Origin of the sequence: Klebsiella oxytoca NBRC 105695 (assembly GCF_001598695.1) — a bacterium.
In the GTDB taxonomy this organism is placed as follows: domain Bacteria; phylum Pseudomonadota; class Gammaproteobacteria; order Enterobacterales; family Enterobacteriaceae; genus Klebsiella; species Klebsiella oxytoca.
On sequence record NZ_BCZK01000014.1, the window covers coordinates 23,970 to 38,660 of the forward strand.

Sequence of the window (14,691 nt, forward strand, 5' to 3'; positions counted from 1 at the left end):
GGCTGTGGGAAAGTGTTTGAGTGAGGAAATTAACCGGCAATAAGCAGTCTGGCCGTTGGGTAATCGGTGATCAGAACATCGATATAACCGCCCGAAAGCGCACCTTTGATAGCTGCGACCTTCTCGCTGCCGCCGGCCAGGGCCACCACGTTAGGGCACTTCTTCACCTTCTCCAGCGCCATACCGATAACAGGATCTTCATCATCGCGTAACACTGCTCTGCCGTTTTTATCGTAATAGTGCAGGCAAATGTCACCCACGGCACCGCGTTCCGCCAGCACCTGCAGCATATCTTCGTGATAGTAGTTGCCGGATGTTTTCAGCAGCTGCGAAGGTTCAAGAATACCGATCCCGACAATCGCGATATCGACTTCATCAAAGCGGGCAATAACGTCGGCGACATCTTTACTGGCAACAAGACGATTCTTCTCCTCGGTGGATCCTTCAATGCTCTGGGAAGGGAGCAGCCAGGCTTCACAGTTCAGATGCTGCGCCAGGGTCTGGGTGAGAATAGTGGCTTGCACGTTGCCGTTCGGCCCTACGCCGCCGAGCAGCTGGATGACGCCGCTGGCTTTCAGGTTTTGGGCGTGTACTTCATCCACCATCGCGCGGATGGTGGAACTCCACGAAGAGACGCCAATCAGATCCTTTGGCCGTAATCGCGTTTCGAGGTAGTGGGCAGCGGCGGAACCGATAGCGCGCTTGATGGTGTGATCGCTGGCATCCTCTTCGGTATCCACCACGATGGCTTGCTTAATTCCGTAACGATCCTCAAGACCTTTTTCAAGGTTAAGAAAAATATTTGATGGCTGAACAACGCTAATTTTCACCACGCCCTCTTTCTGGCAGCGGGTGATCGCTCGGGAGATAAATGACTGAGAAAGCGAGAGAAGTTGAGCAATGTCGGACTGCTTGCGTCCTTCGAGATAGTAGAGCGTGGCAATCTTAACTAATAGCCGTTGTTCATCCTGCTTAGCCATATATTTCCCCGAAAATCATTTACGTGCAGCCATTATCTTAGAGCTCATTATCATACGCGAAAAGAAAAGACATTTAAGTGTGATGAATATCTAACTTTCGCCAATCCTCAAAATCAGCTATGGACAAAAACAGAACAGTAGCTGCATAATTGAATAAAGAATCGTTATTGAATATATATTCATGGCGATTTCAGGTCAACTGAAAAGTGCCCGGGTGAAGTGATACCCGGTGGTAAGGAGGCAGAATGTTCCTGAGTATGATGCAGCGGCGTGAGCCCTACGATGCGTTGCCTGGGGATGTCTGGTTTTTTTAGTCCCTGACGGAATAAATATTCCAAGTTGAAAATAAATTCAGAGGTATTAAATGAATCCCTATAGCTATGATGTCCAGGCACTTGAGCGTAAAGCCCGCGCCGTACGTCGCCATATCGTCAGATTGAATGCCAATAGCCCCGCTGGCGGGCACACCGGCGCCGACCTGTCGCAGGTTGAATTGCTCACTGCGCTCTATTTTCGCATTATGAACGTCGCGCCGGACCGCGTGGATGATGACCAGCGCGATATCTACATCCAGTCGAAAGGCCATGCGGTGGGCTGCTACTACTGCGTGCTGGCCGAAGCGGGCTTCTTCCCGGTTGACTGGCTGGAAACCTATCAGCATGCGAATTCTCATCTTCCTGGTCACCCGGTTCGTCAGAAAACGCCGGGGATTGAACTCAACACCGGCGCGCTGGGCCACGGTTTGCCTGTTGCGGTGGGGCTGGCGCTGGCTGCGAAAAAAAGCAACAGCTCCCGCCGCATCTTTTTAATTACCGGCGATGGCGAACTGGCGGAAGGCAGCAACTGGGAAGCGGCGCTGGCTGCGGCGCACTACGGCCTTGATAACCTCGTCATTATTAATGACAAAAACAATCTCCAGCTGGCGGGGCCGACGCGGGAAATTATGAATACCGATCCGCTGGCCGATAAATGGAAGGCCTTCGGAATGACGGTTACCGAATGCCAGGGTAACGACATGGCGTCGGTGGTGGCGACCCTGGAAGGGCTGAAGCAGGAAGGTAAACCCAACGTTATTATCGCCAACACCACGAAAGGTGCCGGTATTTCCTTTATCCAGGGGCGCCCGGAGTGGCACCACCGGGTACCGAAAGGCGAAGAAATTACACTGGCACTGGAGGAACTGAAAGATGAGTAATGCAGAACACCTGGCGAGCGTGATGGTTCAGGCCTTTATTGATGCAGTCGACAGCGGTGTCGATCTGGTGCCGGTGGTGGCTGACTCCACGTCAACGGCCAAAATCGCGCCGTTTATTAAACAGTTCCCCGGGCGTCTGGTGAACGTGGGCATCGCCGAGCAGAGCATGGTCGGGACGGCGGCGGGCCTGGCCCTGGGGGGGAAAGTGGCGGTCACCTGTAACGCCGCGCCGTTCCTGATTTCCCGCGCCAATGAGCAGATTAAAGTCGACGTTTGCTATAACAACACCAACGTTAAGCTATTTGGCCTTAACGCCGGCGCCAGCTACGGCCCGCTGGCCAGCACCCATCATGCGATTGATGACCTGGCGGTGATGCGCGGCTTCGGCAATATCCAGATTTTCGCCCCGTCTTCGCCGCGTGAATGCCGGCAGATTATCGATTACGCCATCGGCTATCAGGGGCCGGTCTATATTCGTCTTGACGGCAAGGCGCTGCCGGAACTGCATGATGAAAGCTATCGCTTCGTGCCGGGAGCGGTCGTTACGCTGCGGGAAGGCGAGGATATCGCTCTGGTCGCTACCGGATCGACGGTGCATGAGATCGTCGATGCCGGGCAGATGCTGGCCGACGCGGGGATTCAGGCTAAAGTGGTGAGCGTGCCGTCCATTCGCCCTTGCGATACCGCCGCGCTGCTGGCGGCGCTGAAACCGTGCAAGGCGGTGATAACGGTGGAGGAGCATAACGTCAACGGCGGGTTGGGTAGCCTGGTGGCGGAAGTGCTGGCTGAGGCCGGGGCGGCAATTCCGCTCAAACGCCTGGGGATCCCGGATGGTGAGTATGCGGCGGCGGCAGATCGCGGCTGGCTGCGTAAACACCACGGTTTCGATGCCGCTTCCGTCGCCGGGCTGGCGCAGAAAATGCGCTGACTTTACGCCGGCTTAAACCGATAACCCGTGCGGCTGCCGCGCGGGTTTTGCTTTTACGCCGCGCAGAGCGTAATGACGTAGTCACCGGCCTTAATCCATTGCAGCCGATACTCCCCGGCGGAGAGCCGAAGAAGCAGATTTCCCTCCTTTATATACGCCAGCGTAAAATCGCTAAAACCGACGCCCGCCTGTACGTCGGGATGGCTGGCCTTAAACGCGCTCTCTTTCGCCGAAAATGCCAGCGTGAGCGCCAGCTCGGGGCCCAGGCCGCTGGCGTCCAGCAGACTTTTTTCCGCGCTGTTGATGATGCAGCTTTCCAGCTCAGCCGCCAGGTCAGGAGTCAAGATGCGCTCAATATCAACGCCGATCGGCCGGACAGAGACGACTGCCAGCGCGCTGCGTTCACAGTGGCTTATGCTGCCGTACCACGGGTGCGGCCATAGGGGCTGGCGTTGGTCGCCAATGGCAGGGACCTCTGTCTCACCGACTTCCCGCAGCGCATAAACCGCAGCGATACGCCCGGCAAGATGTTCGCTCTGCCGCTTGCGGGCGCAGCCGGTTAGCCGGGCATGGTGCGGCAGCCAGAGGAGATCTTCAGGCCGAAAGGTCAATGGGTCGAAATCGACACGCTGCAGCGAGCGATCGGCAAGCTGAATGATAGAACGTTGGGTTTGCATAGGGGGATGTTAACAGATTCTCCCCTCCGCCCTCTATGGGAAGAGGGCGGGGGGAACGGCCGGACAATCAGAAGTGGGTATTGACGCCCAGATACCAGGTGCGGCCTGATTCGTTATAGGTATTGGCGCCAGCGCCAGCCATATAAGAAACATCCGTCAGGCTACCGGTGGTTTGCGCATTACCCGCGCGCCAGTGGCGCTTGTCGAAGACGTTATCCACGCCGCCGGTCAGGCTGACGTTTTTCGTCACATCCCAGGTGGCGCTCAGGCCAACGATGCTGTAAGGGCTGACTTCATCCGTTTCAGAACCCACCGCCGGCTCACCTTTGTAGTTATATTTCTTCGGCTGCTGCTTGCCGTACCAGGTGAAGGTCGACTGCACCGAAATATCCTCCTGAATCTGCCAGCTCAGAGTGGAGTTCAGGGTATATTCCGGAATAATCGACAGACGATCGCCGGTTTTCTTGTTTTTACTTTGCAGCATATAAGTGATGTTATTGGTCCAGTTCACCGTTTCGCTGACCGGCACGTTCAGGGTGCCTTCGAGACCTTCAACCACCGCTTTAGGCACGTTTTCCCACTGATAGATATCGGTTTTCACTTTACCGTTCGTCGTCTGTGAAATCGGCGCGTAGCCCGCTTCGATTTTATCGCGGTAGTCGTTACGGAACCATGTCACACCCGCCAGCCAGCCGTCGCGTTTAAACTCAAGGCCAATCTCTTTGTTGATGCTGGTTTCGGCTTTCAGGTCATCGTTACCCATCATGTAGCAACCGGTACCGTTGCCGCTGGCATAGCAGCCCTGGCCTTTACTATAGAGAATATAGTTCGGGTTGGTTTGGTACAGGCTCGGCGCTTTATAGGCGCGGGCGATGCCCATTTTTAACGTGAAGTCATCCCACAGACCCTGAGACAAGTTAAGCGACGGGCTCCAGTTGTTGCCGACGATCGTGTGATGATCGAAACGCAGCGCCGGCGTCAGCATGGTGGTGTCGGTCAGCTCCACGTTGTCTTCGGCAAACAGGGAGAAGATCTCGGCCTTCGAGTATGGGCTACGGCCGGTGCTGTCATAGCCGTCGATATCGCCGCCCATAAAGGTCTGGGTATTTGACGCCAAATCCTTCATCCGCTGCTGATTCCACTCGGAGCCCAGCGTCAGGTTCTGGTTAAACACCAGATCCAGAGGGATGTTGACTTCGCTGTGCAGCATCACGTCGGCGAGGTCGATATCGCTGAACTGGTTGCTGTTGAAGATACCTTCCGTGCCGCCCGCCAGACCTTCGCCTTTACGCGAGTTACGGGTACGTTCGTACTGGGCCCAGTTGCTGGTGGTCACGCCGTTATCCCAGCCGCCGTTCCAGGTGACGGAATAAGTCTGGCGATAGAGGCGGTTCGTCTCTTTCCCGTAGTTCTCTTTCACCAGATCGTTAGTATTGGTGTTCTGCGTATCGCCCGCGTAGAGGTTGCCCTGACGGCTGTAGCCGGATTCAAACTCCAGCGACTGCATCGGCGCGAAATCCCAGCGCACGACGCCGTTAATATTCTTATTTTTCACCCCTTCACGCCCGGCAGGCATGGTATTGGCATAGGCGCCGGTACGCTCGGATTGATGTCCGTCGTTGATATCCCAGGCATCGGCCTGGGTTTTGTCGAGGTTACCCAGCAGGCGGAAGCTGAAATCGCCCCCCAGCGGGCCGCTGAGGCTAAAGTTGGTGCGTTTAGTCGAACCTTCGTCTTTATGCTCCGGGGCGTTCATGTAGGTATTCCATGAACCGTGCCATTCGCCGTCGCTCTTCTTGGTGATGATATTGACCACGCCGCCCGCCGCGCCGTTGCCGTAGCGCGCGGCCGCCGGGCCGCGAATGACTTCAATACGTTCGATCAGCTCCGGCGGTACCCATGAGGTATCGCCGCGGGTATCGCGCTCGCCGCGCCAGCCCAGACGTACGGAGTTGCGGCTGGTCACGGGCTTGCCGTCAATCAGGATCAGGGTGTTTTCCGGGCCCATGCCGCGAATATCAATCTGGCGATTGTTGCCGCGCTGGCCGCTGGTGGAGTTGCCGGTCAGGTTAACGCCCGGCATGGTACGGATAATTTCAGATACGTCGCGCGCAGGCGGACGTTTACGAATTTCATCTGCGGTGATGGTTGATACGCCAGGCGCCTGCAGGTTCTGCTCGGCGGCGGTGACAACCATGGTTTCATCAGCGGTTGCGGTTTTGCTATCGGAGACCGTTTCCGCCGCGCTTAGCGGAAAAGCAGCCCCGTAGATTCCCAGATTGACCAGCAAGGCCAGGGATTTGATCCTATTATTCATTGTAAATCCTGCTTTTCGTCGCCGCCTTCCCCAAAGGCCCCTTCCCGTCGGGAGGGGAGGCGGTATCAATGTTGCCGGTAGAGAGCACAGGCACTCCGTCGCTGACCAGAACCCGGCTTTCGGGCTAAATTGTTTCCCCGAAAGTCCCGGCGCTGCATAAGCTCTCTCTGACATGTTTATTTTTTAAAAGACGCGCTTCCCACAGCGCGCTAATACGCTATTGCAAATGAAAATAGTTATCAATAATATTATCAATAAATATTGCGTTTATTAATGCGTTTGTTGATAAATGTCACGATAAACATAGGGTTGAAAGGAATGCATAAGACAGGATGCGACGAGTGGTGGCGCCATATCTCCGGTCCGCAAATTGAGGTCGTGGACGACGCGTATCGGGTGACCTTTTGGTGGCGCGATCCGGCGGGCAACGAAGCCTCTTCGCCAACCCGGCGGGTATGGATTTATATTACCGGCGTGACTGACCATCATAAAAACGCCGTACCGCAAACGCTGCAGCGCATTCCCGGTACCGATGCCTGGTGCTGGCAAACCACTCTCTCTGCCGCCTGGCGCGGCAGCTACTGCTTTATTCCTTCCGCGCGGGACGACGACTTTTCCCCTCAGCTTTTTAACGGCGACAGCCCGGACCGCGCGCTGCTGCGCGAAGGCTGGCGCAAGCTGCTGCCGCGGGCGATTGCCGACCCGCTTAATCCGCAAAGCTGGAAGGGCGGGCGCGGCCACGCGGTCTCTGCGCTGGAGCTGCCGGACGCCCCCGAACAGCCCGGCTGGGCGCTGCGTGATGAACCTTATCAGCCGCCGGTCTGCATTGAATGGCAGAGCCAGCGACTCGGCAACCGTCGGCGGATATGGATTTACGCCACCGGCGATGCGCAGCCGCAAGCGCGCCCGCTGGCGATTTTGCTTGATGGTCAGTTCTGGGCAGAAAGCATGCCGGTATGGGCGCCGCTAGCAGGATTAACCCGCGAGAAGCGGTTACCGCAGGCGGTTTATCTGCTGATTGACGTTATCGATAACCAGCATCGCGCCGAAGAGCTTCCCTGCAATGAAACGTTCTGGCTGGCGGTTCAGGAAGAGCTGCTGCCGATGGTTCACCGGATAGCACCTTTCAGCGATAGCGCCGACCGAACCGTGGTGGCAGGCCAGAGCTTTGGCGGCCTGGCCGCGATGTTCGCCGCGCTCTACTGGCCCCGGCGATTTGGCTGCGTGCTCAGCCAGTCTGGCTCCTACTGGTGGCCGCATCGCGGCGGCGCGCAGACGGGCCTGCTGATTGAGCGGCTCAGCCGCGGCGAAATACAGCCGCAAGGGCTACGCATCTGGCTGGAGGCCGGCGTTCGCGAGCCGATCATTTTTCGCGCGAACCAGGCGCTGCTGACGCATCTGGAACAGCAGACGATTTTCTGGCGTCAGGTTGACGGCGGACATGATGCGCTTTGCTGGCGCGGCGGGCTGACGGCCGGGCTCATCCAGCTGTGGCAGCCATTAGGCCGTGAAGAGTAGCAAAGCGCGATTTACGAGGAATTTGATATGCAATTCAGTAACCCCTTCGACAATCCGCAAGGGCAGTTTTACATTCTGCGCAATGACCAGCAGCAGTTCAGCCTGTGGCCGCACCACTGCGCCCTGCCGGAAGGCTGGACGGTAGAGTGCCCGCCGCAGTCGTTAGAGGCGTGCAACGCCTGGCTGGCGGAGAACTGGTCAACGCTTACCCCCGCGCACTATGCATCCTGAGGAGCTCACAATGACCACACGTTTACCGCTGGTTGCGGCTCAGCCGGGGATCTGGATGGCGGAGCGCCTCTCGACGCTGCCCGGCGCCTGGAGCGTGGCCCACTATGTTGAGCTGCGCGGCGATATCGACCCGACCTTGCTCGGGCGGGCGATTGTCACCGGGCTCTCTCAGGCTGACACCCTCAGCATGCGTTTTTGTGAAGATAACGGCGAAGCCTGGCAGTGGGTCGATGAAAATCGTCATTTTGCCGAGCCGGACTATCGGGATCTGCGCACGTCGCACGACCCGCACGCTGCCGCGCTGGCGCTGATGCAGGCCGATCTCGGGCAAAACCTGCGCGTGGACGGCGGTAATCCGCTGGTCTGCCATCAGCTGCTGCGGGTGGGGGATAAGTGCTGGTACTGGTATCAGCGTTACCATCATTTGCTGGTCGATGGCTTCAGTTTCCCGGCCATTACCCGCCAGATCGGCGCGATTTATCGCGCATGGCAGCGCGGCGAAGAGACGCCAGCTTCGCCGTTCACGCCGTTTGCCGAGGTGGTGGAAGAGTACCAGCGCTACTACGGCAGCGACGCCTGGCAGCGTGATAAACAGTTCTGGCAGGCGCAGCGTCAGGCGCTGCCGGCTCCGGCCTCCCTTTCCGACGCGCCGCTGGCGGGAAGGGCGACCAGCACCGATATCTGGCGCATGAAGCTGGAGGTCGACGCCGGCGTATTTAGCCGGCTGGCGGCAGGCGCGCCGCAGTGCCAGCGCGCGGATCTGGCGCTGGCGCTGACCGCCCTGTGGCTGGGACGGCTGTGCAGCCGAATGGATTACGCCGCGGGCTTTATTTTCATGCGCCGCATGGGCTCTGCGGCATTAACCGCTACCGGCCCGGTGCTCAACGTTCTGCCGCTGGCGGTCAATATTGACGCCCGGGAAACGCTGGCGGAGCTGGCCATGCGTCTTGCCGGACAGCTCAAGAAAATGCGCCGCCACCAGCGCTATGATGCCGAACAGATTGTCCGCGACAGCGGCAGGGCGGCGGGCGATGAACCGCTGTTTGGCCCGGTACTCAATATTAAAGTCTTCGACTATCAGCTGGATATCGACGGCGTACAGGCGATTACCCACACCCTGGCCACCGGCCCGGTCAATGACCTGGAGCTGGCGCTCTTCCCGGATGAAACCGGCGGTCTATCGCTGGAGGTGCTGGCGAACAAGCAGCGATATGATGAACAGACGCTGCGCGGGCATATCGCCCGTCTATCTTCTTTGCTGACTCAGTTTGCCGATAATCCCACTCTGCCCTGCGGCGAGGCGAATATGCTGTCGGCGGCGGAAAACCAACGCCTGGCGCAGGTGAACGCGACCGCTGTCGACCTGCCGCTCACCACCCTGAGCGCGCTGGTGGCGGCGCAGGCGGCAAAAACCCCGGATGCCCCGGCGCTGGCGGATGGCTGCTGGCAGTTTAGCTACCGTGAGATGCGCCAGCAGGTGGTAGCGCTGGCCGAGCGTCTGCGCGCACGGGGCGTCAAACCGGGCGATAGCGTGGCGGTCGCGCTGCCGCGTTCGGTGTTCCTGACGCTGGCGCTGCACGGCATTGTTGAGGCCGGAGCCGCGTGGCTGCCGCTGGATACCGGCTATCCCGACGACCGCTTGCGGATGATGCTGGAAGACGCCCGTCCGTCGCTGCTGATCACCTCTGAGGATCAGCTGGCGCGCTTTAGCGATATTCCCGGCCTGGAAAGCCTCTGCTACCAGCAGCCGCTGGCGGCGGGCGAGTCCGCGCCGCTGGCGCTCTCGCAGCCGGAGCATACCGCGTATATCATCTTTACCTCCGGCTCCACCGGGCGGCCGAAAGGGGTGATGGTCGGGCAGACCGCCATCGTCAACCGCCTGCTGTGGATGCAGGACCACTATCCGCTCTGTGCTGAGGATGTGGTGGCGCAGAAAACGCCGTGCAGCTTTGATGTCTCGGTATGGGAGTTCTGGTGGCCGTTTATCGCCGGCGCGCAGCTGGTGATGGCCGAGCCGGAAGCCCACCGCGACCCGCTGGCGATGCAGCAGTTTTTTGCCCGCTACGGCGTGACAACGACCCACTTTGTGCCGTCGATGCTCGCGGCGTTCGTTGCCTCGCTGGAGGCGGAAAACGTCGATTGTTGTCAAACCCTGCGCCGGGTATTCTGTAGCGGAGAGGCGCTGCCGACGGCGCTATGCCGTGAATGGGAGCAACTCACCGGCGCGCCGCTGCATAACCTGTACGGCCCGACGGAAGCCGCTGTGGACGTCAGCTGGTATCCGGCCTGCGGGCCCGAACTGGCGGCAGTCACCGGCGCCAGCGTACCGATTGGCTGGCCGGTGTGGAATACCGGCTTGCGCATCCTTGATGCCGCCATGCGCCCGGTACCGCCGGGCGTGGCGGGGGATCTCTACCTGACCGGCATTCAGCTGGCGCAGGGCTATCTGGGGCGTCCCGATTTGACCGCCAGCCGCTTTATTGCCGACCCCTACGCGCCGGGCGAGCGGATGTACCGCACCGGCGATGTTGCCCGCTGGCTGGATAACGGCGCGGTCGAGTATCTCGGACGCAGCGACGACCAGCTAAAAATACGCGGCCAGCGAATTGAGCTGGGCGAAATTGACCGCGCGCTATCTGCGCTGCCGGACGTTGCGCAGGCGGTGGCTCACGCCTGCGTCTTCAACCAGGCGGCGGCGACCGGCGGCGATGCCCGTCAGCTGGTGGGCTATCTGGTTTCTGCTTCCGGTCTGCCGCTGGACACCGCCGCGCTCAAAGCGCAGCTTGGCGAACAGCTACCGCCGCATATGGTGCCGGTGGTGCTGATTCAGCTGCCGGCGCTGCCGCTAAGCGCCAACGGCAAGCTGGATCGTAAAGCGCTGCCGTTACCCACGTTGAGCAGTGAGCGCAGCGGACGTCCGCCGGAGCCGGGCGTGGAAACTGCCGTTGCCGCAGCGTTCAGCCAGCTGCTCGGCTGTGAGGTGAACGACATCGACGCCGATTTCTTCGCCCTTGGCGGCCATTCGCTGCTGGCGATGCGCCTGGCGGCGCTGTTGAGCCGCGAACTGGAACGCCAGGTGACGCCTGGCCAGATAATGGTCGCTTCTTCCGTCGGCAAGCTGAGCGCGCTACTGGCATCGGATCTGAGCGATGAGCAGGCGCAACGGCTGGGCTTCGACGCGATCCTGCCGCTGCGCGAGAGCGACGGCCCGACGCTGTTTTGCTTCCATCCGGCTTCCGGTTTTGCCTGGCAGTTCAGCGTGCTGGCGCGTTATTTAAGCCCGCGCTGGTCGATCGTCGGCATTCAGTCGCCGCGACCGCAGGGGCCGATGGCGACGGCGGCGGATCTGGATGCGGTATGCGAACATCATCTGCAAACCCTGCTTTCGCAGCAGCCGCGCGGCCCGTACTATCTGTTTGGCTATTCGCTCGGCGGTACCCTGGCGCAGGGAATTGCCGCCCGTTTACGCCAGCGCGGCGAAGCGGTGGCCTTCCTCGGGCTGCTGGATACCTGGCCGCCCGAGACGCAGAACTGGGCGGAGAAAGAGGCGAACGGTCTGGATCCTGAGGTGCTGGCGGAAATTGCCCGCGAACGTGAGGCGTTTCTGGCCGCCCAGCAGGGGCAGGCTTCCGGCGAGCTGTTCAGCGTGATTGAAGGCAACTATGCCGATGCGGTGCGCCTGCTGACTACCGCGCACAGCGCGAAGTTTGACGGTAAGGCGACTCTGTTCGTGGCGGAGAAGACCCGGCAACCCGGGATGGACCCGCAGGTGGTGTGGGGGCCGTGGATCGGCGAGCTGGAGGTGTTTAGCCAGGATTGCGCCCACGTGGATATTATCTCTCCGCAGGCTTTTGAAACGATCGGTCCGGTGGTCAGGGAGATACTCGGTTAGGGAAGATGAACACCCGGGTTGCGGCTGACGCCTTACCCGGGCTACCGTTTGTGCCAGATTGGGTAGCCCGGCTAAGCGCAGCGCGAGCCGGGAATTTCTACTTGCGACCCAGCGGCACTACCAGCGGCGTATGCGCCACCGGATCGTCAATAATCGTACAGCGCAGGCCGTAAATCTTCTCGATCAGCGCCGCGTTGACAATCTCCTTCGGCGCGCCCTCGGCGACGATTTTACCGTCGCGCAGGGCAATCAAGTGGGTGGCGTAGCGGCAGGCCTGATTCAGGTCGTGCAGCACCGCCGCCAGCGTATAGCCCTTTTCCCGATTCAGCTCGCTCAGCAGCTCCAGCAGATCGATTTGATGGCTGATATCCAGCCAGGTGGTGGGCTCATCCAGCAGCATAATCGCCGTTTCCTGGGCCAGCACCATGGCGATCCACGCCCGCTGGCGCTGGCCGCCGGAGAGCGTATCGACGCTTTGTTGCGCGAGGTCGGTAATGCCGGTGGCCTTCATCGCCCTGGTGACCGCCTCTTCATCCTCTTTGCGCCAGCGGGTAAACAGCGGCTGGTGCGGATAGCGGCCGCGGGCGACCAGCTCCTGAACCGTTATATCCCCCGGCGTGGTGGCGTTCTGCGCCAGCAGGCCGATGCGCTTTGCCACCTCTTTACTGGCGTAATGCTGGATCTGTTCGCCGTCGAGCCAGACATGACCGCTGGTAGGCGTCATCAGGCGGCTCAGGGTGCGCAGCAGGGTCGACTTACCGCAGCCGTTGGGACCGATAATCGCGGTAAAGTGGCCATCGGGAATGGTGACGTTCAGCGATTCGGCGATGGTCTTTTTGCCGTACGCCAGGGTCAGCCGATCGCCGCGCAAACGGGAGGTAACAGCGGTCATTTTTTGCGGGACTCCTGAATTAACAACACGATGAGGTAGATGCCGCCAATGCTGACGGTCACCACGCCCACCGGTAACTGATAGGGCATAAACAGACGCTGCGCGGCGTAGTCGGAGATGGCCAGCAGCAGGGCGCCGCACAGCGCCGCCTGAGTCAGCCCCCAGCGCGCGGTACCGCTGAGGCGGCGCGCGATATGCGGGGCCACCAGCGCGATAAATGAAATCGGCCCGGCGAGCGCGGTGGCGGCGGCGGTCAGTACCACCCCGACCAGCATCATCAGCAGGCGCGAACGCTCAACCCGCACGCCCAGCGCACAGGCGGTATCGTCACCCATCTCCAGCAGCCGCATGCGCCGCGCCAGCAGCGCCCCGCAGACCAGCATCAAGAGAATCAGCGGCGCGGAGGGCCAGGTTTTTCCCCAGGTCAGTCCGTTAAGCGAGCCGGCATACCACAGCCCGGCGGAGAGGGCGGTTTCCAGCGAAGCGCGCAGCAGTAGCCAGGTATTGAATGCTACCAGCATGGCGCGGACGCCGATGCCGATAATAATCAGGCGAAAGGTTTCAATCCCGTTGCGCCACGCCAGTATCCAGACCACCAGCGCGGTGAGGATCCCGCCAGCCATCGCCGCCGCGGCGATGGCCGCCAGGTTCTGGCCGAACATGACCATGGCGACCAGCACACCGCTCCACGCCCCGGTGTTAAAACCCATCACGTCCGGGCTACCCAAGGGGTTGCGGGTGAGCGACTGGAAAATCGCGCCGCTGACGCCGAGGGCGGCGCCGATCAGCAGCGCCATCAGCACGCGGGGCAGGCGCCACTCGGTCACCACCAGGGTGATATTGCGCGGCGCATCGCCGAGCAACGCGGAGATAACCTGTTCAACGCTTAACGGTACCAGGCCGGTGCCGAGCCCCCACAGGGAGACCAGGGCGCTGGCGATCAGCAGCAGCAGGCAGCTAAACATCAGGCGGCGGGACGGGGCCATCACATTCCACCTCCGCGCGGCTGGCGGCGGACCAGCCAGATCAGCACCGGCGCGCCGATAAAGGCGCTGACGACCGAAACTCGCAGCTCACCGGGGACCAGCAGACGGCCCAGCACGTCGGCAAACAGCAGCAGGGCAGGGGTGGCCAGCAGGGTGACCGGCAGCGACCAGCGATGATCCGCGCCCACCAGCCAGCGGGCCATATGCGGCATCATCAGGCCAATAAAGGCGATGGGCCCGACCACCGCCGTGGCGCTGCCGCACAGGACGGTAATCGCCAGCAGGCCGATGAGCTGGGTACGTGCCACCCGGCTGCCGAGCGCGGTGGCCGTATCGTTACCGAGGCTCAGGCTGTTTAAGGCCCTGCTCAGCAATAGCGTCACCAGGCCGGCAATGAGTACCGGGATCAGGACAATTTTAAGCGTTTGCAGGGTGCGCACGTCCAGCGAACCCGCCTGCCAGAAGCGCAGCTGATCGTAGACGTCGGGGTTGAGCAGGGCGATACCGCTGGAAAGGCCTTCCAGCACCGCCGCCAGGGCGACCCCCGCGAGGGTCAGGCGAACCGGGCTCAGCTGGCCGCCGCCCTGGCTGCCGGTAAAGGCGACCAGCAGCGAGGCGCCGAACGCGCCGCAAAAGGCCATCAGCAGCTGCTCCTGCGGTGAGGAGATACCAAACAGCGCCGCACCCAGCACGATAGCGAAGCTGGCGCCGGAGTTGACGCCGAGGATCCCCGGATCCGCCAGCGGGTTACGGGTCAGCGTTTGCATCAGCGCTCCGGCCAGGCCCAGCGCGGCGCCGGCCAGCAGCCCGGCAAGGGTTCGCGGCAGTCGGGCATCAAGGACGATGGTGCAATCGGCGCTCTGGCAGGTGCCGGCGAAAGCATCGATGACGACGCTAAACGGTAGGGGTTTGGCGCCGATCAGCAGGCTGAGCGCAACCGCAATGATTAAGACGATTAAAAGACCCGGCACGGCAAAGGCGCGCGCCGCGGTCGTTGAAGACGACATGGCTTACATCCCTGACATGATAATGATAGTAATTATCGTTATCGATTCTATCCAGTTATGTTAGCATG

Annotated in this window: 11 protein-coding genes; 5 read left to right on the forward strand and 6 right to left on the reverse strand. The window is 60.6% G+C overall.

Annotated elements, in window-relative coordinates; genetic code table 11:
• Positions 1–29 precede the first annotated feature (29 nt).
• A complete protein-coding gene (locus tag KO1_RS21205; RefSeq protein WP_004100053.1) occupies positions 30–980 on the reverse strand; it encodes a sugar-binding transcriptional regulator in 951 nt (316 codons plus the stop codon).
• Between the two features lie 364 nt (positions 981–1,344).
• Between KO1_RS21205 and KO1_RS21210 the strand changes: the two genes are divergently transcribed.
• Together KO1_RS21210 and KO1_RS21215 are read left to right on the forward strand one after the other, a co-directional pair.
• On the forward strand, positions 1,345–2,175 hold the full coding sequence (locus KO1_RS21210; protein WP_004111242.1) for a transketolase: 831 nt from the start codon (positions 1,345–1,347) through the stop codon (positions 2,173–2,175).
• The gene (locus KO1_RS21215) at positions 2,168–3,103 is read left to right on the forward strand and encodes a transketolase family protein (RefSeq protein WP_047720179.1); all 936 of its coding nucleotides are present in this window, start codon (positions 2,168–2,170) and stop codon (positions 3,101–3,103) included. Before KO1_RS21210 ends, KO1_RS21215 begins: the two co-directional genes overlap by 8 nt.
• 53 nt (positions 3,104–3,156) lie before the next feature.
• Here KO1_RS21215 and entD read toward each other — a convergent pair whose 3' ends face one another.
• Both entD and KO1_RS21225 read right to left on the reverse strand, forming a co-directional pair.
• Positions 3,157–3,780 carry an enterobactin synthase subunit EntD gene (gene entD / locus KO1_RS21220; protein ID WP_017146386.1) on the reverse strand — a complete coding sequence of 208 codons (624 nt, stop codon included), beginning with the start codon at positions 3,778–3,780 and terminating at the stop codon, positions 3,157–3,159.
• A gap of 67 nt (positions 3,781–3,847) precedes the next feature.
• The gene (locus tag KO1_RS21225; protein ID WP_004100062.1) at positions 3,848–6,097 is read right to left on the reverse strand and encodes a TonB-dependent siderophore receptor; all 2,250 of its coding nucleotides are present in this window, start codon (positions 6,095–6,097) and stop codon (positions 3,848–3,850) included.
• Positions 6,098–6,415: 318 nt separating this feature from the next.
• Here KO1_RS21225 and fes point away from each other — a divergent pair, with 318 nt between their 5' ends.
• From fes to entF, 3 genes are read left to right on the forward strand one after another with little or no spacing between them, the layout of a single operon-like run.
• A complete protein-coding gene (gene fes / locus KO1_RS21230) occupies positions 6,416–7,615 on the forward strand; it encodes an enterochelin esterase (protein WP_029779302.1) in 1,200 nt (399 codons plus the stop codon).
• 27 nt (positions 7,616–7,642) lie between these two features.
• Positions 7,643–7,846, forward strand: coding sequence for an MbtH family protein (locus KO1_RS21235; protein WP_004100064.1), 204 nt, complete (start codon positions 7,643–7,645; stop codon positions 7,844–7,846).
• Between the two features lie 10 nt (positions 7,847–7,856).
• Positions 7,857–11,738 (forward strand): enterobactin non-ribosomal peptide synthetase EntF, encoded by a 3,882-nt coding sequence (gene entF, locus KO1_RS21240; RefSeq protein WP_064407103.1) that lies wholly within the window; start codon positions 7,857–7,859, stop codon positions 11,736–11,738.
• 97 nt (positions 11,739–11,835) lie between these two features.
• Here entF and fepC read toward each other — a convergent pair whose 3' ends face one another.
• Genes fepC through fepD form a run of 3 tightly spaced genes read right to left on the reverse strand, consistent with a single transcriptional unit; the run spans position 11,836 to position 14,623 of the window.
• Positions 11,836–12,630, reverse strand: coding sequence for an iron-enterobactin ABC transporter ATP-binding protein (gene fepC, locus KO1_RS21245; protein WP_004111265.1), 795 nt, complete (start codon positions 12,628–12,630; stop codon positions 11,836–11,838).
• Positions 12,627–13,619, reverse strand: coding sequence for an iron-enterobactin ABC transporter permease (gene fepG, locus KO1_RS21250; RefSeq protein WP_032727937.1), 993 nt, complete (start codon positions 13,617–13,619; stop codon positions 12,627–12,629). Before fepG ends, fepC begins: the two co-directional genes overlap by 4 nt.
• Positions 13,616–14,623 (reverse strand): Fe(3+)-siderophore ABC transporter permease, encoded by a 1,008-nt coding sequence (gene fepD, locus KO1_RS21255; RefSeq protein WP_004111269.1) that lies wholly within the window; start codon positions 14,621–14,623, stop codon positions 13,616–13,618. Before fepD ends, fepG begins: the two co-directional genes overlap by 4 nt.
• Positions 14,624–14,691 lie beyond the last annotated feature (68 nt).